This window comes from Streptomyces globosus (assembly GCF_003325375.1).
Classification (GTDB): Bacteria; Actinomycetota; Actinomycetes; order Streptomycetales; family Streptomycetaceae; genus Streptomyces; species Streptomyces globosus_A.
In genome coordinates this window covers 5,206,324-5,229,006 of sequence record NZ_CP030862.1, presented here as the reverse complement: position 1 = coordinate 5,229,006, position 22,683 = coordinate 5,206,324, and the positions used below count along the sequence as shown (strand labels likewise).

Annotated in this window: 20 protein-coding genes; 12 read left to right on the top strand and 8 right to left on the bottom strand. The window is 75.1% G+C overall.

Annotated features, from left to right (window positions below; translation table 11 throughout):
* Positions 1-101 precede the first annotated feature (101 nt).
* From C0216_RS23195 to C0216_RS23180, 4 genes are all read right to left on the bottom strand, one after another.
* Complete coding sequence (locus tag C0216_RS23195; RefSeq protein ID WP_114057148.1) at positions 102-608, bottom strand: pyridoxamine 5'-phosphate oxidase family protein; 507 nt, start codon at positions 606-608, stop codon at positions 102-104.
* A gap of 36 nt (positions 609-644) precedes the next feature.
* A complete protein-coding gene (locus C0216_RS23190) occupies positions 645-1,373 on the bottom strand; it encodes a VWA domain-containing protein (RefSeq protein WP_114057147.1) in 729 nt (242 codons plus the stop codon).
* Positions 1,374-1,439: 66 nt separating this feature from the next.
* Positions 1,440-2,474: an acyl-CoA dehydrogenase gene (locus C0216_RS23185; RefSeq protein WP_114057146.1), complete on the bottom strand. Its 1,035-nt coding sequence runs from the start codon at positions 2,472-2,474 to the stop codon at positions 1,440-1,442.
* Complete coding sequence (locus C0216_RS23180; protein WP_114057145.1) at positions 2,474-3,622, bottom strand: acyl-CoA dehydrogenase family protein; 1,149 nt, start codon at positions 3,620-3,622, stop codon at positions 2,474-2,476. Before C0216_RS23180 ends, C0216_RS23185 begins: the two co-directional genes overlap by 1 nt.
* A gap of 112 nt (positions 3,623-3,734) precedes the next feature.
* Between C0216_RS23180 and C0216_RS23175 the strand changes: the two genes are divergently transcribed.
* The 4 genes from C0216_RS23175 to C0216_RS23160 all read left to right on the top strand — a co-directional run bounded on the left by C0216_RS23175 (position 3,735) and on the right by C0216_RS23160 (position 8,341).
* A complete protein-coding gene (locus C0216_RS23175; RefSeq protein ID WP_114057144.1) occupies positions 3,735-4,574 on the top strand; it encodes an SDR family oxidoreductase in 840 nt (279 codons plus the stop codon).
* A gap of 34 nt (positions 4,575-4,608) precedes the next feature.
* Positions 4,609-5,229, top strand: a complete 621-nt coding sequence (locus C0216_RS23170; RefSeq protein WP_114057143.1) for a TetR/AcrR family transcriptional regulator — start codon at positions 4,609-4,611, stop codon at positions 5,227-5,229.
* Positions 5,230-5,260: 31 nt separating this feature from the next.
* Positions 5,261-6,418: an acetyl-CoA C-acetyltransferase gene (locus tag C0216_RS23165; protein ID WP_114057142.1), complete on the top strand. Its 1,158-nt coding sequence runs from the start codon at positions 5,261-5,263 to the stop codon at positions 6,416-6,418.
* Positions 6,419-6,670: 252 nt separating this feature from the next.
* Positions 6,671-8,341 carry a DEAD/DEAH box helicase gene (locus tag C0216_RS23160; RefSeq protein WP_114057141.1) on the top strand — a complete coding sequence of 557 codons (1,671 nt, stop codon included), beginning with the start codon at positions 6,671-6,673 and terminating at the stop codon, positions 8,339-8,341.
* A 41-nt stretch (positions 8,342-8,382) separates the two neighbouring features.
* Here the strand turns inward: C0216_RS23160 and C0216_RS23155 are convergent, their stop codons facing one another.
* The 4 genes from C0216_RS23155 to C0216_RS23140 are packed head-to-tail and all read right to left on the bottom strand — an operon-like array spanning position 8,383 to position 11,813.
* The gene (locus C0216_RS23155) at positions 8,383-9,456 is read right to left on the bottom strand and encodes an NAD(P)H-dependent flavin oxidoreductase (RefSeq protein ID WP_114057140.1); all 1,074 of its coding nucleotides are present in this window, start codon (positions 9,454-9,456) and stop codon (positions 8,383-8,385) included.
* A 4-nt stretch (positions 9,457-9,460) separates the two neighbouring features.
* Positions 9,461-10,216, bottom strand: coding sequence for a CoA-transferase subunit beta (locus tag C0216_RS23150; protein WP_174250445.1), 756 nt, complete (start codon positions 10,214-10,216; stop codon positions 9,461-9,463).
* Positions 10,213-11,067 carry a CoA transferase subunit A gene (locus C0216_RS23145; protein ID WP_114057139.1) on the bottom strand — a complete coding sequence of 285 codons (855 nt, stop codon included), beginning with the start codon at positions 11,065-11,067 and terminating at the stop codon, positions 10,213-10,215. The genes C0216_RS23150 and C0216_RS23145 overlap by 4 nt, the downstream gene beginning before the upstream one ends.
* Positions 11,064-11,813, bottom strand: a complete 750-nt coding sequence (locus C0216_RS23140) for an enoyl-CoA hydratase family protein (RefSeq protein WP_114057138.1) — start codon at positions 11,811-11,813, stop codon at positions 11,064-11,066. The genes C0216_RS23145 and C0216_RS23140 overlap by 4 nt, the downstream gene beginning before the upstream one ends.
* A gap of 56 nt (positions 11,814-11,869) precedes the next feature.
* Here C0216_RS23140 and C0216_RS23135 point away from each other — a divergent pair, with 56 nt between their 5' ends.
* From C0216_RS23135 to C0216_RS23100, 8 genes are all read left to right on the top strand, one after another.
* Positions 11,870-12,637, top strand: a complete 768-nt coding sequence (locus C0216_RS23135) for an SDR family oxidoreductase (RefSeq protein ID WP_114057137.1) — start codon at positions 11,870-11,872, stop codon at positions 12,635-12,637.
* Between the two features lies 1 nt (position 12,638).
* Positions 12,639-13,601, top strand: coding sequence for an SDR family oxidoreductase (locus C0216_RS23130; protein ID WP_114057136.1), 963 nt, complete (start codon positions 12,639-12,641; stop codon positions 13,599-13,601).
* 503 nt (positions 13,602-14,104) lie between these two features.
* Complete coding sequence (locus C0216_RS23125; RefSeq protein ID WP_114057135.1) at positions 14,105-14,923, top strand: serine protease; 819 nt, start codon at positions 14,105-14,107, stop codon at positions 14,921-14,923.
* Between the two features lie 169 nt (positions 14,924-15,092).
* Positions 15,093-15,413, top strand: coding sequence for a chorismate mutase (locus tag C0216_RS23120; RefSeq protein ID WP_114057134.1), 321 nt, complete (start codon positions 15,093-15,095; stop codon positions 15,411-15,413).
* Positions 15,414-15,516: 103 nt separating this feature from the next.
* On the top strand, positions 15,517-18,027 hold the full coding sequence (gene pepN, locus C0216_RS23115; protein WP_114057133.1) for an aminopeptidase N: 2,511 nt from the start codon (positions 15,517-15,519) through the stop codon (positions 18,025-18,027).
* A gap of 246 nt (positions 18,028-18,273) precedes the next feature.
* Entirely contained in the window at positions 18,274-19,665 is a 1,392-nt protein-coding gene (locus tag C0216_RS23110; protein ID WP_114057132.1) for a pyridoxal phosphate-dependent decarboxylase family protein, read from the top strand.
* Positions 19,662-21,071, top strand: a complete 1,410-nt coding sequence (locus C0216_RS23105; protein ID WP_114057131.1) for a lysine N(6)-hydroxylase/L-ornithine N(5)-oxygenase family protein — start codon at positions 19,662-19,664, stop codon at positions 21,069-21,071. The genes C0216_RS23110 and C0216_RS23105 overlap by 4 nt, the downstream gene beginning before the upstream one ends.
* A gap of 116 nt (positions 21,072-21,187) precedes the next feature.
* Positions 21,188-22,546, top strand: coding sequence for a HEAT repeat domain-containing protein (locus tag C0216_RS23100; RefSeq protein ID WP_114057130.1), 1,359 nt, complete (start codon positions 21,188-21,190; stop codon positions 22,544-22,546).
* Positions 22,547-22,683 lie beyond the last annotated feature (137 nt).

The window sequence follows — 22,683 nt, the reverse complement described above, 5'->3', positions numbered from 1 at the left end:
CCTTCGATTCGCGGGCCGGTCAGGCCCCACCCGTTCGAGGCTAGACGCCGCCACTGACAACCACGGGGCACGAGGCGCCGCACAGGCGGGGGCGGCGCTTCCTATGCCGGGTCCTCGCGCGGCGGTTCGTCGTCGTCGCCGCGGCGGAGGGTGTGGAGGCCGCCCTGCGGGGTCCACGTGCGGATCACCAGCTCGTCGCCCTCGACGCGGACGTGGACCACCTCCGCCAGGTCCGCGTGGAACAGGTCGAAGGGGTGCGGGTTCTCCGTCTCCTCCGCGAACCGGTGCAGCTCCGGCGGGTCCACCAGTTCGATCGCGCGTCCCGAGATCCGCGCGTCCCCGTCCGGCATCGCCTCGTCCGGGCCCGGGTTGCTGTGCAGCGCGAACCGCGGATCGCGCCGCAGGTCCCGCGCCTTCCGCGAGCCCTGCATCATGCCGAGCCACAGCTCGCCACCGCGGATCTCGACGTTCAGACCGGTCAGCCGCGGGGAGCCGTCGCTGCGGAGCGTGGCCAGGACATGGTGGGGGTACTGGGCGAAGCGGGCCCGGACGGTCGACGCGAACTCCGGCTCCCGCGCCTCGAACGCCGCCCAATTGTTCGTGGTCATACGCCCATCAAACCGCCCGCCCCCGCCCGCCCCGCGTCAGGCGCGCACGATGCCCGCCGCACGCGCCGCCGCCAGCCAGGACGGGAACTCCCCGAGCAGCCGGTCGTACAGCACCCGGTCCGGGACGGCCCGCGGGTCCGCACCGGCGTGGAAGTAGCCGGCGTTGTCGACGACCCGGCGGGACGGCACGGGCAGGTCGTCCAGGCGGCGCAGGAAGTCGAACTGGCTGCTGTGCGTGTCGCCGAAGCCGATGAACTGCCAGAACAGCGGCAGCCTCGCCGCCTTGCACAGGTACGCCTCCGCGGCCCGCTTGTCGATCGGCCCGCCGTCCGTCTGGAAGACGACGAGCGCCGGCCGGCGCGTGCCCGCCTCCAGGTAGTGGTCGATGACCGCGTCCATCGCCGCGTGGTACGACGTCTTGCCCATGTGCCCGAGGCGGGAGGCGATCTCGGCGACCCGCCCGGCGTGCCCGGCGAGCGGTATCTCCTCGATCGCGTCGACGTCGGTGGAGAAGAACACCACCGGGACGCGGCCGTCGTCGTCCAGGTGCGCCGACAGGCCCAGCACCCGGTCGGCGAGCGCCTGCACGGTGCCGTCCCGGTAGTACGGGCGCATCGAGCCCGAGTAGTCGAGGACCAGGTAGACCGCGGCGCGCCCGCCCTGAAGCCCGTGCCCGCGGAGCGACTCCCCTGCGCTCTTGTACAGGTTCACCAGCGCCGGAGCGGTCCGTTCCATCTTGCGGAGGTCGATCGCACTGCCCGTCATGCGGCGAGGGTACGCGGCCCGGCGCCGCCCGTCCGGAGTACCCCCGGGTAGGCAGGCGCGGCCCCCTCAGGTCGCGGGCGTGCCCCGGCGGGCGTGCGGCCAGGACCCCGCCACCACCGCCCGGCACTCCCGGGGTGTGCCCCAGGCGTCCCGCAGCGGACGGGCCTTGCGCAGCCACAGCGAGAGGTCCAGCTCCTCGGTGTAGCCGATCGCCCCGTGGACCTGCAGCGCCGTCAGGGCCGCCCCGTACGCGGCCCCGCCCGCGGCCAGTTTCGCCGCGGCGACCTCTGCCGCATCCAGCGACAGCGCCGCGGCCCACACCAGCGGCCGGGCGAACTCCAGCGCCAGCAGCGTGTCCGCCAGCCGGTGCTTCACCGCCTGGAAGGCGCCGATCGGCATCCCGAACTGGGTGCGCTGCCGCGCGTACCGCGCCGTCCGCTCCAGCAGCGCCTCCCCGACCCCCAGGCACTGGGCCGCCGTCAGCAGCCGCGCCCAGTCGCCCGCGGCGCGGGCGGCCGCGAGGACGCCCGGCCCGGCCGCCAGCACCTCGCCGCCGCCCGGTGCCAGGCGGGCCGGCCGGCGCGCCGGGTCCGCCGACCGCAGCACGGCCGCGACACCGGCCGGGTGCGGGCCCCCGTACGCGTGCAGCCGGCCCGCGGCGTCCACCGCGAAGCAGTGCTCCGCCGCGTCCGCGTCCAGGGCATACGGGCCGCCGCCCGGCAGCAGCAGCGAGGCAGCCTCCCCGCCCGCCACCAGCCGCGGCACGAACCGGGCCGCCGCCTCCCCGCCGGGGCCGCCCTCCAGCCGCGACAGCAGCACCGCCGCCGACGCGGTCTCCACCACCGGCCCCGGCATTCCCGCCCGCCCCACCTCCACCATGGCTGCGGCCAGCTCCACCGGCAGCGGCCCCGCCCCGCCGTACGCCTCCGGCGCGGCCGGCGCGAACAGGCCCGCCGCGGCCAGCCGCCTCCACACCGTCCGCCCCGGCGCGAAGTCCCCCGCCGACCAGGCCCGTACCGCCGCCGGCACGTCCGCGGCCGCCAGCAGGGCGCGTACCGCCCGCGCGAAGTCCGTCTGCTCCTCGGTCGGCAGGAAGCGCATCAGCGGCGGCCCTTCGGAAGGCCGAGCAGCCGCTCGGCGATGATGTCGCGCTGGATCTCGTTCGTCCCCGCGTAGATCGGACCGGCCAGCGAGAACAGCCACCCCTGCGCCCACTCCCCGTCGATCAGCTCGGCCTCTGCCCCGCCCAGCAGGTCCAGCGCCGTCTCGTGCAGGGCGAGGTCGTACTGCGACCAGAACACCTTGTTCAGGCTGGACTCGGCGCCCGCCTGCCCGCCCTCGGCGATCCGGGCCGCCGCCGCCCACGTGAACAGCTCGTAGGCGCGCGCCCCGACCAGCGCGTCCGCGACCCGGTCGCGCAGCGCGGTGTCCGCCGGGTCGGCCGCCGTCCGCCACAGCGCGTACAGCCGGTCGGCCGCGGCGAGGAACCGGCCCGGCGAGCGGAGGGCGAGGCCGCGCTCGCTGCCTGTCGCGGACATGGCAATCCGCCAGCCCTGTCCCGGCTCGCCGATGACGTCCCGGTCCGGTACGAACACCCCGTCCAGGAAGAGCTCCGCGAAGGCAGGCTTGCCGTCGAGCCGGCCGATCGGCCGCACCTCCACGCCCGGCGCCCGCAGGTCGAACACCAGGTACGTCAGCCCCTGGTGCGGTCCGGAGGCCGCCGCGCCGGTGCGGAACAGGCCGAAGGCCCGGTCGGCGAACGCCGCCCGCGAGGACCACGTCTTCTGCCCGTACAGCAGCCAGCCGTCCGCGGTGCGCTCGGCCCGCGCCCGCAGCGAGGCCAGGTCCGAGCCCGCCTCCGGCTCCGACCAGGCCTGCGCCCACACCTGCTCCCCGCGCGCCATCGGCGGCAGCAGCCGCTCCCGCTGCTCCGGCGTGCCGTGGTCGAAAAGGGTGGGGGCCAGCAGGCCGATGCCGTTCTGCGAGACGCGGGCCGGGGCGCCGGCCGCCCAGTACTCCTCCTCGAAGACCAGCCACCGCTCCAGGTCCGCGCCCCGGCCGCCGTACTCGCGCGGCCAGGACACCGCCGACCAGCGGCCGGCGTACAGGCGGGCCTCCCACTCCCGGTGCGCGGCGAAGCCCTCGGCGGTCTCCAGGGAGGGCAGCAGGGCCGCCGGGACGTTGCGCGCGAGCCAGTCGCGGGCCTCGGCGCGGAAGGCCTCCACCTCGGGCGGATGGGTCAGGTCCATCGGCTGCCGGCTCCTTCCGGGGGTGGGCGCCCCGGGGACGCACCGCGCTTCCCTAACAAGTGTTTGGTAGGTTAACGTACGGCCCCGACCGGAGTCGAGGAGGTACGTCGCCGTGCACGCCCCCGAACCCGCCCCCCCGGCCGCCCCCGCCGCCGCGGACGCCCCCGCGCCCGTTCCCGGGCACGGCCTCCTCGCCGGCCGCAGCGCCGTCGTCACCGCCGCCGCCGGCACCGGCATCGGCGGCGCCACCGCCCGCCGCTTCCTCGAAGAAGGAGCCCGCGTCGTCCTCGGCGACGCCCACGCCCGCCGCCTGAAGGAGACCGAGGAAGCCCTCGCCGCCGAGTTCGGCGCCGACCGCGTCACCTCCCTGGCCTGCGACGTCACCGACGAAACCCAGGTCCGGGCCCTCTTCGCCCACGCCGAGGCCGCCCACGGCCGCCTCGACACCGTCGTCAACAACGCCGGCCTCGGCGGCACCGCCGCCCTCGCCGACATGACCGACGACCAATGGCACCGCGTCCTCGACACCACCCTCGGCGGCACCTTCCGCTGCACCCGCGCCGCCCTCCGCTCCTTCCGCACCGCCGCCGCCGACCCGGCCCGCCGCGGCGGCGCCATCGTCAACAACGCCTCCGTCCTCGGCTGGCGCGCCCAGCCCGGCCAGGCCCACTACGCCGCCGCCAAGGCCGGAGTCATGGCCCTCACCCGGTGCGCCGCCCTGGAGGCCGCCCCGTTCGGCGTCCGCGTCAACGCCGTCGCCCCCAGCCTCGCCGCCCACCCCCACCTGGCGAAGACCACCACTCCCGAGCTGCTGGACGGGCTCGCCGCCCGCGAGGCCTTCGGCCGGGCCGCCCACCCCTGGGAGGTCGCCAACGTCATCGTCTTCCTGGCCAGCGGCTACTCGTCGTACATGACCGGCGAGACCGTCTCCGTCAGCAGCCAGCACCCCTGACGGGACTTCCCCGGATCGGACGGACAATGGGCGCGTGCCACAGAACAAGCCGCCGAAGAAGCCCGCCGGGACGGCCTCGCCCGACCGCCGCCGCGAACTCCTCGACACCGCCGCCCGGGTCTTCGCGGCCCAGGGCTACAACGCCACCACCGTCCGCAAGATCGCCGACGCAGCCGGCATGCTCGCCGGCAGCCTCTACTACCACTTCGATTCCAAGGAATCGATGCTCGACGAGATCCTCTCCACCTTCCTCGGCGAACTGTGGGAGGGCTACGACGCCGTCCTCGCGGCCGGCCTCGGCCCCCGCGAGACCATCGAGGCCCTCGTCACCGAGTCCTTCCGGGAGATCGACCGGCACCGCGACGCCGTCGCCATCTACCAGAGGGAATCCCGCCACCTCGCCCTGCAGCCCCGCTTCGGCTACCTCGCCGACTCCCGGCAGAAGTTCGAGAAGGCCTGGCTCGGCACCCTCGAACGCGGCGTCGCCGACCGGGTGTTCCGCGCCGACCTCGACATCCGCCTCACCTACCGCTACGTCCGCGACACCGTCTGGGTGGCCGCGTCCTGGTACCGGCCCCACGGACGGCACAGCCCCGAGGAGATCGCCCGCCAGTACCTCTCGATGGTCCTGGACGGGATCGCCGTACGCGACTGACCCCAGCGCGCCCCGACCAGAGGAGCCCCCGATGCCCGAGGCCTACATCGTCGACGCGGTCCGCACCCCCGTCGGGAGGCGCGGGGGAGGGCTCGCCGCCGTCCACCCCGCCGACCTCGGCGCCCACGTCCTGGCCGCCCTCGTCGACCGCACCGGCATCGACCCCGCCGCCGTCGACGACGTCGTCTTCGGCTGCCTCGACACCGTCGGCCCGCAGGCCGGCGACATCGCCCGCACCGCCTGGCTCGCGGCCGGACTGCCCCAGGAGGTGCCCGGCGTGACCGTGGACCGGCAGTGCGGCTCCTCCCAGCAGGCCGTCCACTTCGCCGCCCAGGCCGTCATGTCCGGCACCCAGGACCTCGTCGTTGCCGGCGGCACCCAGAACATGTCCATGGTCCCCATCGCCTACGCCTCCCGTCAGGCCGCCGAACCCCTCGGGCTCACCGACGGCCCCTACGCCGGCAGCACCGGCTGGCGCGCCCGGTACGGGGACGCACCCGTCAACCAGTTCCACGGTGCGGAACTCATCGCCCGCCAGTGGCGCATCGGCCGCACCGACATGGAGGAGTACGCGCTGCGCTCCCACCGGCGGGCCGTCCGCGCGCTCGACGAGGGCCGCTTCGACCGCGAGACCGCCCCCTGTGCCGGCGTCGCCGCCGACGAGGGCCCGCGCCGCGACACCACCCCGGAGAAGATGGCCGCCCTGAACCCCGTCGTCGCCGGCGGCACGATCACCGCCGCCGCCTCCTCCCAGGTCTCCGACGGCGCGGCCGCCCTGCTGATCGCCTCCGAGCGGGCCCTCGCCGACCACGGGCTGCGGCCCCGCGCCCGCATCCACCACCTCTCCGCCCGCGGCGAGGACCCCATCCGCATGCTGACCGCACCCATCCCCGCCACCGCCCACGCCCTGAAGAAGACCGGCATGACCCTCGACGACATCGACCTCGTCGAGATCAACGAGGCCTTCGCCCCCGTCGTCCTCGCCTGGCTGAAGGAGACCGGCGCCGACCCGGACCGCGTCAACCCCAACGGCGGCGCGATCGCCCTCGGCCACCCCCTCGGCGCGACCGGCGCCCGCCTCATGACGACCCTGCTCCACGAGCTGGAGCGCACCGGCGGCCGCTACGGCCTGCAGACCATGTGCGAAGGCGGAGGCCAGGCCAACGTCACCATCCTCGAACGCCTCTGAACCGCCCCGGCGGCCCCGCCCGCCCCCGCGGCGGCCGCCTGCCGGGTGCGGGCGGGCCGCACCCCCGCCAGGCCCCGCCCGCGCCCGGTGCTCCGCACGGACGGGCACCGGTGTGCTACGTTGATCCTTGCAGTTGTGGTACCCAGGAACATATGTGCGCCTGACGGGACATCGTCCGCAGGCGCTTTTTAATGTTTTGCACCGGATCCACCGGGTGGGGCCCTCACCGCCTCTTCAGGAGGGCCGTCCCGCATGACCAGCTCCAGCACCGCCCGCCCCGCCCGCCGACCCGCCCGCGGCCGGGGACCCGCCCAGGGACGGCAGAAGCCCGGCACCGGCCGGCAGAACGCCGCCCAGGCCCCTCGGCCGCAGGAGTTCACCATGCCCGACCCGGTGGTCCCGCCGCTCCCGCCGGCCGCCGCGTTCGAGGACATGGACCTCCCCGAGGCCCTCCTGAAGACCCTCGCCGCCCAGGGCGTCACCGAGCCCTTCCCCATCCAGGCCGCCACCCTCCCGAACTCCCTCGCCGGCCGCGACCTCCTCGGCCGCGGCCGCACCGGCTCCGGCAAGACCCTCGCCTTCGGCCTGGCCCTCCTCGCCCGCACCGCCGGCCGCCGAGCCCAGCCCAAGGCCCCGCTCGCCCTGGTCCTCGTACCGACCCGCGAACTGGCCCAGCAGGTCACCGACGCCCTCGCCCCCTACGCCACCGCGCTGAACCTGCGCACGACGACCGTCGTCGGCGGCATGTCGATCAACCGGCAGGCCGGCGCGCTGCGCCGCGGCGCCGAGGTGCTCGTCGCCACCCCGGGCCGCCTGAAGGACCTCATCGACCGCGGAGACGCCGTCCTCGACCAGGTCGCCATCACCGTCCTCGACGAGGCCGACCAGATGACCGACATGGGCTTCATGCCCCAGGTCACCGCCCTCCTGGATCAGGTCGAGCCCGGCGGCCAGCGCCTGCTGTTCTCCGCGACGCTCGACAAGAACATCGACAAGCTCGTCCGCAGGTTCCTCACCGACCCGGTCGGCCACTCCGTCGACCCGTCCGCCGGCGCGGTCACCACCATGGAGCACCACGTCCTGTACGTGATGGACGAGACCGACAAGAAGGCCGTCGCCACCCGCATCGCCGCCCGCGACGGCCGCGTCATCATGTTCGTCGACACCAAGCGCGGCGTCGACCGCATGGTCAAGCGCCTCCTCGCCCAGGGCGTACGCGCCTCCGGCCTGCACGGCGGCCGCTCCCAGCCGCAGCGCAACCGCACCCTCGACTGGTTCAAGACCGGCGAGGTCACCGCGCTGATCGCGACGAACGTCGCCGCCCGCGGCATCCACATCGACGACCTCGACCTCGTCGTCAACGTGGACCCGCCCACCGACCACAAGGACTACCTGCACCGCGGCGGCCGCACCGCCCGCGCCGGCGAGTCCGGCAGCGTCGTCACCCTCGTCCTGCCCGAGCAGAAGCGCGAGATGTCCCGCCTCATGGCCGACGCCGGGATCTCCCCGCGCACCGCGCAGGTCAAGTCCTCCGACGGTGAGCTGTCCCGGCTCACCGGCGCCCGGGAGCCCTCCGGCGTGCCCGTCGTCATCGAGGTGCCCCAGCCGGCGGCCCCGCCGAAGCAGCGCACCGGCCAGGGCGGCGGCGGACGGCGCCGCTCCGGGCGCGGCCAGGGCGGCGGCGGCCAGAACGGCGGCCAGGGCGGCGGACGCGGCGGCGCCGGACGCACCGAGGCCGGCGCGGGCACCGCGCAGGCCCCCGGCGACGGCCGGCCCCGCCGCAGCCGCGGCACGGCCCAGGGCGGCGCCCCGGCCGCGGCCCGCACCGGCGGCGCCCGCTCCGGCGGCTCCCGCTCCGGTTCCTCCGGCGGCCGCCGGCGCTCCGGCGGCGACCGCCAGCCCGCCGCCCGCGGCGGCGCCTGAGCAGCAGCGCGCCCTGCCGCTGCCGCGGCGGCCCGCCGGGGTCAGCCCGCGGGTCCGCCGCCCGAGGCCTCCAGCGCCTCCAGCCGGGCCAGTACCGCACGCGCCTCGGCCATGATCCGCTCCACCAGCTCCGCGCACGACGGAAGGTCGTCGATCACCCCGGCGACCTGCCCCGACGCCATGACCCCGACGTCGGTGCGGCCCTCGACCATCGACGCCCGCAGCAGCATCGGCGTGTTCGCGGCCAGCAGCACCTGGCTCCACGACAGCTCCCGCCCGTGCCGCATCGCCAGCCCGTCCCGCACCATCCGCGGCCACGACAGCCCCGACAGCCTCCGGAACCCCGCCGCGTGCCGGACCGCCCGCAGCAGCGCCCCCGCCCGCCCCGCCCGCTCCAGCGCGGCCACCAGGTCGGTGCGCAGCATCCGGTGCGGCATCCCGTCCACGGCCCGGGTCACCGTCACGTCCCCGACGCCGGCCGCCAGGTAGCGGGCCTTCACCGGGTCCGGCACCGTCGAGTCCGAGGTCAGCAGGAACCGCGTACCCATCGCCATCCCGGCTGCCCCGTACGACAGCGCCGCGACCAGCCCGCGCCCGTCGCGGAAGCCGCCCGCCGCCACCACCGGCACGTCCACCGCGTCCACCACCTGCGGCAGCAGCACCGTCGTGGCCACCTCCCCGGTGTGCCCGCCGCCCTCGCCGCCCTGTACGAGGACCGCGTCCGCCCCCCACGCCGCGACCTTCTCCGCATGCCGGCGCGCCCCGACCGACGGGATCACCACCACGCCCGCGTCCTTCAGCCGGGCGATCAGCTCCCGCGACGGGGCCAGCGCGAACGACGCCACCCGCACGCCCTCCTCGACGAGGATCCGGACCCGCTCGGCGGCATCCCCGGCGTCCGCCCGCAGGTTCACCCCGAACGGGGCGTCCGTACGCGACCGCACCTCCCGCACCGCCGCCCGCAGCCCGTCCGCCGTCATCGTCGCGGACGCGAGGATCCCCAGCGCGCCCGCGTTCGCCGCGGCCGACACCAGCCGCGGCCCCGCCACCCACCCCATGCCCGTCTGCACGATCGGATACCGCACCCCGACCAGCCGGGTCAGCGCCGTCTCCACCGCCTCAGCCCCGCACTTCCCGCTCGCGCAGCCCCGCCGGGTCGAGGACCTCGCGGAGCAGCCGCAGCTCCCCGGCGGTCGGCTCCCGCGTGTAAGGGACCTCCTCCGGCACGGCGAGCGCGAACCCGGTGGCCTCCCGCACCTCCTCCACCCCGACGCCCGGGTGCAGGGAGGCGAGCCGCATCGACCGGTCGGGCGTCGCGAAGTCGAACACGCCGAGGTCGCTGACCACCCGGCCCAGCCGGTGGAAGCGGCCCGCACCCCCTGCCGCCGCCCGGTCGTGGCCGACCCCGCACACCATGTCGACCCGCTCGACGAACACCCGCCGCGAATGCCGCGGCACCCAGTAGCCGACCGGGTGGTTGACCGTGTTGGCGGGGGCGCCCCGCACTCCGAGGAGCTGCCGGTCCGGCCGCTCCCAGTCGCCGATGCAGGAGATGTTCTGGTTGCCGTACCGGTCGATCTGGCTCGCGCCCATCATCACGTGCCGCCGCCCGCCCGCGACCAGGTCCAGGTGCCGCCGGTAGGGCAGCCAGCCCTCCACCTCGCCGTCCGGCCCCACGAGCAGCGCCTCGCCGTCGGTCAGCAGCAGGTCGGGGGAGAACGTCAGCCGCGCCAGCCGCGCCCCGAGCGAGGGGATCAGCCCCATCGGGCTCGCCAGGACCTCCCCCGCGCCCCGCCACTCCTCGGCGCACGCCACCACGCAGTACTCCGCCCGGCTCACCGCACCGCCCGGGCCCGCCGCCGCTCCCGCGTTCACTGCTGCCGCTCCCCGTGCCAGGCGCGGACGGCGCCGCGGTAGTCGTCCTCGCTGCGGCCTGCCAGGAAGCGCGCGGCGAACTCGGGCCAGGGGGTGGCCGCGTACAGCTTCTGGAAGGCCTCGTCCCGCCCGTGGTCGGGCGCGCAGGAGGTGAAGTGCGCGCCGCCCGGCGCCTCCACGACACCGGTGACGGTGTGCCGGCCGACCAGCAGCGACTGCGGCGGCCCGGCCTCGGCGAGGTCCGCGGTCTCCACGAGCTGCTCGCAGGAGAGGTAGGCGGCGTCGGCGGCCGCGCAGAACAGGTCGTCGAAGTACGGGTCCGGGCCCAGGTACTGGCCGTTGCCGTGCCGGTCCGCGCGGTTGACGTGGACCAGGGCCGCGTCCAGCCGCAGCGCGGGCACCGCGACGAGCTCCTCGCCGTCCCCGTACGGCGAGGCGACCGTACGCAGCCCGGGGTTGACGCGCAGGACGTCCGAGCCGAGCCCGGCGCGCACGGGCAGGAACGGCAGCCGGTTTGCGGCGGCCCGCAGCCCCCACAGGAACATCGCCTCGTCGTACTCGGTGAAGGCGAGCGCGCCGCGCTCGCGGGCGGCCCGGAAGTGCGGCTCCAGCGGGATCGAGTCGAGCGTGGCGAACGGCGCCACCAGCCGCCGGATCCGGCCGGCCGCGGCGAGCATGCCGACGTCCGGGCCGCCGTACGAGACCACGGTCAGGTCCGTGACCTGCGAGCGCAGCAGCGCCCGTACCAGCGCCATCGGCTTGCGCCGCGAACCCCAGCCGCCGATGCCGACGGTCATGCCGCTGCGCAGCCGCCCCGCGGCCTCGTCGGCCGTCATCAGCTTGCCGGTCACGGCGCCCCCGCCTTCCCGAAGGTGTCGCGGACCCGGTCGGCGATCCCGCCGAGGGCCGCCTCGAAGGTGAAGCCCTGCTCGAAGCGGTAGCTGCGGCGCACGTCGACCGGGTCGATGCCGTTGATGGCCGCCTTCGCCATGCGGATCAGGCTGCCGTCCTTGCGGGCGATCTCCGTGGCCAGCGCCAGCGCCGCGGCGCGGAGCCCGGCCCTCGGGACGACCTGCCAGACGGAGCCGTGGGCGTGCAGCTCGGCGGCGGTCACAGTCCGCGAGGTGTAGTACAGCGTCCGCATCAGGTGCTGCGGGACGAGCCGGGCCAGGTGCGTGGCGGCGCCGAGGGCGCCCCGGTCCAGCTCGGGCAGGCCGAACGCGGCGTCGTCGGAGGCGACGACCGCGTCCGCGTTGCCGACCAGGCCGATGCCGCCGCCGAGGCAGAAGCCGTGCACGGCGGCCACCACCGGCACCTCGCACTCGTACACCGCAGCGAAGGCCTCCTGGCAGCCGCGGTTGGCGCCGATCAGGCGGGCATGCCCGGTGTCGGACTGCAACTCCTTCAGGTCGACGCCCGCGTTGAAGCCGCGGCCCTCGGCGGCGAGGACGACGCACCGGACGTCCCGGTCGCGGCCGGCGGCGCGGACGGCGTCCGCCAGGTCGTACCAGCCCTGCACGGGGAGGGCGTTGACGGGTGGGAAGTCGACCGTGACGAGTGCGAGGCCCTTGCCGGGGCTTGAGGTGGAGACACCCATGGGCGCATCAGCTACCTTTCCACCAAACGTTTGTTAGGCGAGGAAGGTAGCAGCCCATGGAGCTCGGCGGGAGGGTCGTGGTGGTCACCGGCGGAACCCGCGGCGTCGGCGCGGGAATCGCCCGGTCGTTCCTCGCCGCCGGCGCGGACGTCGTCGTCTGCGCCCGCCGGCCGCCCGGACGGCCCGTCGCGGCCGGCGGCCGCACCGCCGCGTACGTGCCCGTCGACCTGCGCGACCCGGGCGGCGTGCAGCGCTTCTTCGACGACCTCGGCGGCCGGACGGGGGGCCGCCTCGACTGCCTGGTCAACAACGCCGGCGGAACCCCGTACCGGCCGCTCGGCGAGGGCGCCGCCGAACGGCACGCCCGCGTCGTCCACCTGAACCTGGTCGCCCCGATGACGGCCTCCCTGGCCGCCTACCCGCTGCTGCGGGAGGCCCGCGGGTCGGTGGTCATGGTCGGCAGCGTCAGCGGCTCCCGCCCCTCGCCGGGAACCGCCGCGTACGGTGCGGCCAAGGCGGGGCTGGAGCACCTGGCCCGCTCGATGGCCGTCGAATGGGCACCGCGGGTCCGCGTGAACACGCTGGTCCTCGGCATGGTCGCCACCGAGTCGGCGCACCTGCACTACGGCGACGCGGACGGCGTCGCCGCCGTCGCCGCGACGGTCCCCCTCGGCCGGCTCGCCGACCCCGCGGACGCGGGCGCGGCGGCCGTGTTCCTCGCCTCCGACCGCGCCGGATACATCAGCGGGGCCGCCCTGCTCGTGCACGGGGGAGGCGAGCGCCCGGCGTTCCTGGACGCGTCAACCGCCCACAAGGAGGCCTGAGATGAGCAGCAGCAGCGTCAGCGGTACGGATACGGATACGGATACGGGTGCGGGCGGCGGGATGGCCCGGGGGAGGGTCGTCGCCGTGACCGGCGCCGGGCGGGGCCTCGGCCGGGCGCACGCCCTGGCGTTCGCCGCGGAGGGCGCCCGCGTCGTCGTCAACGACCTCGGCACCGGACCTGACGGGCGCCCCGCCCCCGGCAGCCCGGCCGCCCGCGTCGTCGAGGAGATCCGGGCGCTCGGCGGCGAGGCCGTGGCGCACGCCGGCGACATCGCCACCGGGGCCGGCGCCGCCTCCCTCGTCGAGTGCGCCCTGGCGGCCTTCGGCAGGCTGGACACGCTCGTCAACAACGCGGGCTTCCTGCGCGACCGCATGCTCGTCAACCTCGGCGAGGACGACTGGGACGCGGTCGTCCGCGTCCACCTGAAGGGCCACTTCCTGCCGCTGAAGCACGCGGCCGCGCACTGGCGGGCGGAGGCCGCCGCCGGCCGCACCCCGGACGCCCGCGTCGTCAACACCTCCTCGGGGGCCGGGCTGGCCGGCTCGGTCGGGCAGGGCGCCTACAGCGCCGCCAAGGCAGGGATCCTCGGGCTGACGCTGGTCGCGGCGGCGGAGCTGGGCCGGTACGGGGTCCAGGTCAACGCGATCGCGCCGGCCGCCCGGACCCGGATGACCGAGGAGGTCTTCGCACAGGCGATGGCGGCGCCGGGGGAGGGGGAGTTCGACGCGATGGCCCCGGGGAACGTCTCGCCGCTGGTGGTCTGGCTGGGCAGCGGCGCTTCGGCCGGGGTCACCGGACGGGTCTTCGAGGCGGAGGGCGGCCGGATCACGGTCATGGAGGGCTGGCGGCGCGGCCCCACCGCCGACGCCGGCGCCCGCCGCACGCCCGCGGAGGCGGGCGAGGCCGCCGCGAAGCTCCTGGCCGCTGCCCGCACCCCGCAGCCCGTGTACGGCGCCCGCTGAGGTCCCGCCGGAGGGGGAGGCGGAGGGGCGGGCGAGGGCCGGGCCGGCGGGCAGGGCGTGCCCGCAGGGCCTGCGCAGGCGGCAGCCGGGTGGCCGGAGCGCGGCGGTGCGGGATCGTATGGCGCGGGTGCCGGAGGCGGAGGGGCGCGAATCGGCCCCGGCCCCCTGGCGAGGGGTCGGGACCGGTCCGGCACTCGTGCGATGGGGTATCACTACCCACACCGCACCCCTGCCGAACCGCCGCCGCCCGCAAAGTTGGGCCGTGCGGGCGTACGGGCCCGGCGGGGGAGGGGAGCCCCGTACGACCGGTTCCCGTCGTCCGGCGGCCGTCCGCGCGGAGGCAGCGGGCGCGCGGCCGGGACCGGGGCGCGGAAAGCCGTGTTCGAGCGGGCGGGGCCGGGCCCCGCGGCCGGCCGCCGGGCACCCGGCTCCGCAGAATGTCCGAAAACGGGTCCTTGATGTCCGCACACCGGCGGGTGTGACATGTACGTGTCATTAACCCGATGGCACGCACAGCCCAACCCCCCACGAAAGGCAGTGTGTTGACCGTGTCCCCCTTCGGCACGTTCCTCAAGCGCGCCCTCGCCGCCGGCGCCGTCGCCCTCGCCGCCGTCAGCCTCCAGCCCGCCGGAGCCCACGCGGCCCCCGCCCCCGTCGTCGGCGGCACCCGCGCCGCACAGGGCGAGTTCCCCTGGATGGTCCGCCTCTCCATGGGCTGCGGCGGCTCCCTGCTCACCCAGCAGATCGTCCTCACCGCCGCCCACTGCGTCGGCTCCAGCGGCAACAACACCTCCATCACCGCCACCGCCGGCGTCGTCGACCTCAACAGCTCCAGCGCGATCAAGGTCAGGTCCACCAAGGTCCTCCGCGCCCCCGGCTACAACGGCCAGGGCAAGGACTGGGCCCTGATCAAGCTCGCCAAGCCGATCAACCTGCCCACCCTCAACATCGCCGAGACCAAGCAGTACGACAACGGCACCTTCACCGTCGCCGGCTGGGGCGCCGCCCGCGAAGGCGGCAGCCAGCAGCGCTACCTGCTCAAGGCCAACGTCCCCTTCGTCTCCGACGCAGCCTGCCGGAGCGCCTACGGCAGCTCCCTCGTCCCGAGCGAGGAGATCTGCGCCGGCTACGACCAGGGCGGAGTCGACACCTGCCAGGGCGACTCCGGCGGCCCCATGTTCCGCCGCGACGCCGCCGGGGCCTGGATCCAGGTCGGCATCGTCAGCTGGGGCCGGGGCTGCGCCCGCGCCGGATACCCCGGCGTGTACACCGAGGTGTCCACCTTCGCCTCGCAGATCAAGACGGCGGCGGCCTCCCTCTGACCCCACGGCCCCGCCCTCCCGGCCCCTTCGGGCCCCCGGGACGGCGGGGCATCCTCGCGCCCGGGGGCCCCGTACACCGCCGCGCCCCGGGCCCGTACGCCGCCCCGGGCTGTCTCATCCAGCGGCTGCCCCGCGACCCGCCTGCACCCGCCACGTATTCTCGGGGACCATGAACAACAGCCCCGCCGAGGCGCCCGACGAGAACGTCACCGCCGAGCTGGCCCGCCTCCGCGACAGCATCGACAACATCGACGCCGCCGTCGTCCACATGCTCGCCGAACGCTTCAAGTGCACCCAGCAGGTCGGCCACCTCAAGGCCCGCCACCACCTGCCGCCCGCCGACCCCGCCCGCGAGGCCAGCCAGATCGCCCGCCTGCGCCAGCTCGCCGAGAACGCCAAGCTCGACCCCGCCTTCGCCGAGAAGCTCCTGAACTTCATCATCGCCGAGGTCATCCGCCACCACGAGACGATCGCCGCCCGCGAAGAGTAGGTCCTGCCGCCAAAGGGGCCGCGGGCCCGGCGCCCTCTGCCGGGCAGGGCCCACGGCCACCGCACGCGGCGTCCGCGGCCCGCCCGTCAGGCAGCATGGGCCCATGTCCGCACTCACCCGCAGCGAAGCCGAGGCCCGCGCCCGCCTCCTCGACGTCCACCACTACACCGTCACCCTCGACCTCACCGGCGACGGCGACACCTTCGACACCACCACCCTCATCCGCTTCACCGCCCGTGCGGCCGGCGACACCTTCGTCGAACTGAAACCGGACGAACTGCGCTCCGCCGAACTCGACGGCACCCCCCTCGACCCGGCCGGCCTCACCGACAACCGGCTCGCCCTCACCGCCCTCACCCCCGGCCCGCACGAACTCCGCCTCGACACCCGCATGCGCTACTCCCGCACCGGGGAGGGCCTGCACCGCTTCACCGACCCCGCCGACGGCGAGACGTACCTCTACACCCAGCTCTTCCTCGACGACGTCCAGCGCGTCTTCCCCGCCTTCGACCAGCCGGACCTCAAGGCGGTGTTCGAGTTCACCGTCACCGCCCCGGCCCACTGGACCGTCCTCGCCAACGGCACCACCGCCCGCACCGGCCACCGCGACACCGACGGCGCCGCCGTCTGGACCTCCGCCCCCACCCCCCGCATCTCCACCTACCTCGCCGCCGTCGCCGCGGGCCCCTGGCACAGCATCCGCACCGAACACGCCGGACTCCCCTTCGGCATCCACTGCCGCAAATCCCTCGCTCCCCACCTCGACGCCGACGCCGACGAAATCCTCGGCATCACCACCGCCTGCTACGACCGCTACCACGAGAAGTTCACGGAGCCGTACCCCTTCGACTCCTACGACCAGGCCTTCGTCCCCGAATTCAACGCGGGCGCCATGGAAAACCCCGGCCTCGTCACCTTCCGGGACGAATACGTCTTCCGCTCCGCCGTCACCGACTCCGAACGGCAGCGCCGCGCCAACACCATCGCCCACGAAATGGCCCACATGTGGTTCGGCGACCTCGTCACCCTCCGCTGGTGGGACGACATCTGGCTGAACGAGTCCTTCGCCGAGTACATGGGCTACCAGACCCTCACCGAAGCCACCCGCTTCACCGGCAGCTGGACCGAATTCGCCATGGAACGCAAGCCCTGGGGATACGACGCCGACCAGCGGCCCTCCACCCACCCCGTCGCCCCCGACCCCGACGCCGTCCCCGACACCGCCTCCGCCCTCCTCAACTTCGACGGCATCTCCTACGCCAAGGGCGCCTCGGCGCTGCGCCAACTCGTCGCCTGGATCGGCGAAAAGGACTTCCTCGCCGGCATCAACACCCACTTCGCCCGGCACAAGTTCGCCAACGCCTCCCTCGCCGACCTCATCGACTCCCTCGCCGCCCACACCGACCGCGACGTCCACACCTGGGCCGAGACCTGGCTGCGCACCACCGGAGCCGACACCCTCACCTCCCGCATCCAGGAAGGCCACGGCGGCTGGACCCTCACCGTCGACCGCAACGGCACCCGCCCCCACCACATCGCCGCCGGCCTCTACGACCGCGACCCCGGCGACGACCGCCTCCACCTCCGCGAACGCCTCACCCTCGACCTCCCCACCGACGAAGTCCTCTCCGCCGCCGGACCCCGCCCCGCCCTCCTCGTCCTCAACGACGGCGACCTCGGCTACGCCAAGGTCCGCCTCGACGAAACCTCCGTCGAGACCGCCCTGAGGGGCATCTCCGCCGTCCCGGACCCCCTCACCCGCGCCGTCGTCTGGAACTCCCTGCGCGACATGGTCCGCGACGGCGAACTCGCCCCCGGCGACTACCTCACCACCGCCGAAGCACACCTCTGCGACGAACCCGACCTCGCCGTCGTCCAAGGCGCGCTCACCTTCGCCCGCCACCACATCGCCGACCGCTACCTCACCCCCGACCGGCGCACCGAAGCCCTCGCCGCCCTCACCGGCATCGCGCGTGACCTGCTGCGCCGCACCGAGGACGGCTCCGACCCCGGACTGCGCCTGTCCGCCGTACGCCTCCTCATCGACAGCGCCACCCAGCCCCACACCCTCGCCGGCTGGCTCGACGACGGCACCGTCCCCGGCGGCCCCGAACTCGACCCCGAACTGCGCTGGCGCATCCTCGCCCGCCTCGCCGTCCTCGGCGCCGCCACCCCCGCCGACATCGACGCCGTCCTCGCCGACGACCCCAGCGCCACCGGCCGCGAAGGCGCCGCCCGCTGCCACGCCTCCCTCCCCGACCCCGAGGCGAAGGCCGCCGCCTGGGACCGGCTCTTCCACGACGACGACCTCTCCAACTACCTCTTCACCGCCACCGCCCGCGGCTTCTGGCAGCCCGAACAGGCCGACCTCGTCAGCCCGTACGTCCCCCGCTACTACACCGAAGCCACCGCGCTCGCCGCCCGCCGCGGCCCCGCCATCGCCGAAGCCGCAGCCCGCCACGCCTTCCCCGCCCACGCCGTCGACCCCGACCACCTCGCCACCGGCCGCGCCGCCCTCACCGACCCGGCCGTCACCCCCCGCCTCCGCCGCGGCCTCACGGACCAACTGGACGACCTGGCCCGCGCCCTCCACGTCCGCACCGCCAACTCCTGACCGGGACGGGGGCGTGCGGGTCCGGCGAGCGCACCAGGGGCGGTCGGCGCAGCCCCGCGGGCGGCCTGCCCGCGCCGCGGCACCGCTCCGGTGGCGGGGGCGCGGGGACGGGTGGTTACCCCGTTCCGGTCGGATCGTTGTATCGGCGGGTGCTCCGGACGCCACCGCTGCCGGGCGCGCCCCGATGCCAGGGGCCCCGCACAACAGGGCCGGCCGCCCCGTACCGCCCGCCCCCGTGAGGATCCCATGACCGCGCCGCCCGGACCGCCACTGCCCCCGCTCGCCGGGGGCCCCGACGGCCCCGACGCCCTGCGCCCCCTCCTCGACACCGTTCTCGACGCCCTCGCCGCCGGGGCACGCGCACGGTCCGGACCCCTTCCCGCCGGCGGTCCGGATGCCGTCGGCGCCGACGTCGCCGCCGCGCTCGGGGCGCTTCTGCCCGAGCGCGGCACCGGGCCCCACGAAGCCCTCCGCACGCTCGTGCACGTCCTGGCGCGCGGTGCCGCCGACCCCGCCCACCCGCTCTGCGCAGGGCACCTCCACGGACCGCCCCTCGCCGTCGCCGCCGCGGCCGACCTCGCCGCCGGCGCCCTCAACCCCTCACTGGACTCCTGGGACCAGGCCCCCGCCGCCTCCGTCCTCGAAGCCCTCCTCACCCGCACGCTCGCCGCCGAGCTCTACCCCACCGCGCAGCCCGACGCCCTGATCACCACCGGCGGCACCGAAGCCAACCAGCTCGCCCTCCTGCTCGCGCGGGAACGCCACGGCCCCGCCCTCACCGTCGTCCACGGAGCCAACGCCCACCACTCCGTCCCCCGCGCCGCCTGGCTCCTCGGACTGCCCCCCACCACCTCGCTCCCCACACCGACCGGCGTCCTCGACCCCCGCCACGTCCACGACACCCTCGCCCGCACCACCGGCCCCGCCCTCGTCACCGCCACCGCAGGCACCACCGACGCCGGGCTCATCGACCCCCTCGACGCCCTCGCCGACACCTGCGCCCGCCACGGAGCCGAACTCCACGTCGACGCCGCCTACGCCGGCCCCCTCGCCCTCAGCCCGCGGCACCGGCACCTCCTCACCGGCCTCCACCGCGCCGGGTCCATCTCCCTCGACCTGCACAAACTCGGCTGGCAGCCCGTCCCCGCCGGCCTCCTCGCCGTCCCCGACACCGCCCATCTGGCCCCGCTCGCCCACCAGGCCGACTACCTCAACGCCGCCGACGACACCGAAGCCGGCCTTCCCGATCTCCTCGGCCGCTCCCTCCGCACCACCCGACGCCCCGACGCCCTCAAGATCGCCGCCACGCTGCGCGCACTCGGCCGCGACGGCGTCGCCCGCCTCATCGACCACACCCTCGGCCTCGCCCGCCACCTCGCCGAACTCATCGACGCCCACCCCGCCTTCACCCTCCACGCAGCCCCCACCCTCACCACCGTCCTCTTCCGGCCCACCCACGCCACCGACACCGACGTCGCCGACCTCCGCCGCGCCCTCCTCCACCACGGCCGCGCGGTCCTCGGCCGGGCCAACGCCGACGGCCGCCTCTGGCTCAAAGCGACGCTCCTCAACCCCCACACCACCCCACAGGACCTCACCACCCTCCTCACCCTCCTGGAAGGCAGCACCCCCCGATGACCGCCCACCTCGATGCACCCCACGACCTCGTCGGAATCGGCATCGGTCCCTTCAACCTGTCCCTCGCCGCCCTCGCCGACGGCCTGCCCCGCCACGGAGCCGCCCCCCTCGCCACCGCCTTCTACGACGAACGCCCCCACTTCCGCTGGCACCCCGGACTCCTCATCGACGGCACCACCCTCCAAGTCCCGTACCTCGCGGACCTCGTCACCCTCGCCGACCCCACCAGCCCCTGGACCTTCCTCAACCACCTCAGGAACAGAGAGCGCCTCTACCCCTTCTACTTCGCCCAGCAGTTCCACATCCAGCGCACCGAATACGACGCCTACTGCCGCTGGGTCGCCGAGAACCTCCCCGGCCTCCACTTCGGCCACCAGGTCGACGCCGTCCGCTGGAACCCCGAACACGACCTGTTCGAGATCGACTACACCCGCCTCGGCGCGCACGGCGAAGCCGAAGCCCTCGGCCGCACGCACGCCCGCCACCTCGCCCTCGGCATCGGCACCGCCCCGCACGTCCCCGACCCGCTGCGCCCCCTCGCCGAAGCCCCCACCGTCCCCGTGATCCACTCCGCGGACTACCTCGACAACCGCACCCGCATCCTCGGCGCCGACCACATCACCGTCATCGGCTCAGGCCAGTCCGGCGCCGAGGTCTTCCTCGACCTCCTCCGCGCCCGCCCCGCCGGCCGCGAACGCCTCACCTGGCTCGCCCGCACCCCCTCCTTCGCACCCATGGAGTACAGCAAGCTCGGCCTCGAACACTTCACCCCCGACTACACGCACTACTTCCACGCCCTCCCCGAACCCGTCCGCGACCGCCTCCTCCCCGCCCAGTGGCAGCTCCACAAGGGCATCGACACCGCCACCATCGCCGCCATCCACCACGAGCTCTACAGCCGCAGCCTCCACGGCGGCTGGCCCGACGCCGTCCTCACCCCCGGCGTCACCGTCCGCACCGCGGGCCGCATCGCCACCACCAAGATCGAACTGCATCTGGAGCACGCCGACCAGGGCACCCGCTCCCGCCTCACCACCGACGCCGTCATCCTCGCCACCGGCTACCGCGAACGCCCCCTGCACCGCCTCCTCGCCGGCCTCGACCCCTACCTCCGCAAGGACTCCTCCGGCCGCCCCCGCATCGACCGCAGCCACCGGATGGTCCTCGACCCCGCCGTCACCGGCACCGTCTTCGTACAGAACGGCGAACGCCACACCCACGGCGTCGGCGCCCCCGACCTCGGCCTCGCCGCCTGGCGCAGCGCCACCATCCTCAACACCCTCACCGGCACCGACCCCTACCCCCAGCCCGCCCGGACCGCCTTCACCACCTTCGGCCTCGAACCCCGCCCCGAACCCCGACCGCAGCCCACCGTCGAACTCCGCCCCCTCGCCGACCACGCCTGAGCCGCACCCCGACGGCCGGGAGCCCCGCCCCTCAGGCCCCGGCCCGAAAACCATGCGAGCCCGCCAGGCGGCCGCACCTAGACTGACCAGCGGAAACACAACGGGGGGCAGCAGTCATGCAGACGGACGGACACGCGAGCGGTGCGGCGGAGGGCCCTCTGGCCGCCGCCGCCAGGGCGGGCGACATGCTCCGCGTGAAGCAGCTCCTGGAAGAACGCGAGGGCCGGCCCCACGGGGGCTCCGACGACGAGACCGCCGCCTTCGCCGCGGCCGTCCAGGCCCTCCACACCGACGTCGCCGACCTGCTGATCAGGCGCGGAGCAGTACCCGGCGAAGTCGCGCCGGACCGGTTGCCGTCCCTGCGCGAGGCGGTCGGCTTCGGCTCTCCCGCGCTCGTCGACGCCCTCACCGGCGGCAGCATCCGGCACAGGTACCCGACCTCCGAGCTGAAGGAGCTGAGGGACCTCGCACGCACCTGGCACGAGGCCGGAACCGAAGCCGAACTGCGGCGCCGCACCGGTTCCTCGGGCGATGTCGCGTACACCCGCGTGCAGGACGACGAGGGGTACTACAAGGTCGGCGAGCTGACGCTCGAAGGAGTGACCGTACGGGACGGACACGGCGCGATCCTCACGGAGTTGGAGGAACTGCTCGGCATCCGCACCTCCTGCGACGACCTCGTCACCCGTGCCCTGGAGCGCGACCCGGACCACACGGCGTGGGGCCGAGCCGCGATCATGCTCTCCCACCGGCGTGAGCCGGAGGCATGGGCCGTCGCCGAGACCCTGCGCGCCGACGCGGACCCGAGGCGCCGACTGTTCGGTGCCGAACTGACACGGCTGTTCGAACTCTTCGCCGATGCACACGAAGAGCAGTACTGCGTCCTCGCTGTGGCCGCCCTCACGGACTGGTCAGCCGAGGAGACGGACCCCGCCGTCCTCGCAACGGTCCTCCACGGCCTCTCCTCGTACCAGGGCCCGCGCGCCGAAGCCGCCCTCCTGGCGCACCTCGGCCACCACGACCCCGGCGTCCGGCGAGCGGTGGCCGCCGGCCTCGGCACGTCCAAGGACGGCGAGCACCTGTCCGGCAGGGCCCGCGAGGGAGTCCTGACGCTGATGAACGACCCGGACACCGATGTGGGGATCGCGGCCTGCCGCAGCGCCGGCGACATCGCGAACGGCGACCCCGTACTGAGTGACTCGCTGGCGGCGCTGCTTGACCACCCGGAGCGCCGCGTCCGGCTCGAAGCCGTCCAGAGTCTCGCACTCCACCGCGACGAGCGGTGCGTGGAAGCCGCGAAGCGCCTCGGTCCGCCACGGCCCGGCTACCGCGAGGAAGAGCTGTACTGCCTCGAAGCGGCATGGCGGTTCGAACGGCGCCGCGGGGACACGGCGAGGACCACAAGGCCCGGCATGCGGTCGAATGTGGCGTCAATCGCCCCAGAAGGAACCGCTCCGTGGCCACGAGATACGTAAGCTCGCCGTCCGCCACGGGGCGACCGTCCTCGTCGCGGCCATCAACGAGTGGCTGTGACCACACACGCGCACCGCCTTTTCGTCAATCCGTTGCCCAGGGGTCCGGCAGCTGGCCAGGCTCGCCCAGCCGCCCGCAT

Bases quoted from the DNA above. Each gene is read 5' to 3' on its own strand.
- C0216_RS23100 (WP_114057130.1), top strand. From the start codon at position 21,188: ATGCAGACGGACGGACACGCGAGCGGTGCGGCGGAGGGCCCTCTGGCC.
- C0216_RS23105 (WP_114057131.1), top strand. From the start codon at position 19,662: ATGACCGCCCACCTCGATGCACCCCACGACCTCGTCGGAATCGGCATC.
- C0216_RS23185 (WP_114057146.1), bottom strand. From the start codon at position 2,474: ATGCGCTTCCTGCCGACCGAGGAGCAGACGGACTTCGCGCGGGCGGTA.
- C0216_RS23190 (WP_114057147.1), bottom strand. From the start codon at position 1,373: ATGACGGGCAGTGCGATCGACCTCCGCAAGATGGAACGGACCGCTCCG.
- C0216_RS23195 (WP_114057148.1), bottom strand. From the start codon at position 608: ATGACCACGAACAATTGGGCGGCGTTCGAGGCGCGGGAGCCGGAGTTC.
- C0216_RS23120 (WP_114057134.1), top strand. From the start codon at position 15,093: ATGAACAACAGCCCCGCCGAGGCGCCCGACGAGAACGTCACCGCCGAG.
- C0216_RS23135 (WP_114057137.1), top strand. From the start codon at position 11,870: ATGGAGCTCGGCGGGAGGGTCGTGGTGGTCACCGGCGGAACCCGCGGC.
- C0216_RS23110 (WP_114057132.1), top strand. From the start codon at position 18,274: ATGACCGCGCCGCCCGGACCGCCACTGCCCCCGCTCGCCGGGGGCCCC.
- pepN (WP_114057133.1), top strand. From the start codon at position 15,517: ATGTCCGCACTCACCCGCAGCGAAGCCGAGGCCCGCGCCCGCCTCCTC.
- C0216_RS23160 (WP_114057141.1), top strand. From the start codon at position 6,671: ATGACCAGCTCCAGCACCGCCCGCCCCGCCCGCCGACCCGCCCGCGGC.
- C0216_RS23165 (WP_114057142.1), top strand. From the start codon at position 5,261: ATGCCCGAGGCCTACATCGTCGACGCGGTCCGCACCCCCGTCGGGAGG.
- C0216_RS23140 (WP_114057138.1), bottom strand. From the start codon at position 11,813: ATGGGTGTCTCCACCTCAAGCCCCGGCAAGGGCCTCGCACTCGTCACG.
- C0216_RS23125 (WP_114057135.1), top strand. From the start codon at position 14,105: ATGGCACGCACAGCCCAACCCCCCACGAAAGGCAGTGTGTTGACCGTG.
- C0216_RS23180 (WP_114057145.1), bottom strand. From the start codon at position 3,622: ATGGACCTGACCCATCCGCCCGAGGTGGAGGCCTTCCGCGCCGAGGCC.
- C0216_RS23130 (WP_114057136.1), top strand. From the start codon at position 12,639: ATGAGCAGCAGCAGCGTCAGCGGTACGGATACGGATACGGATACGGGT.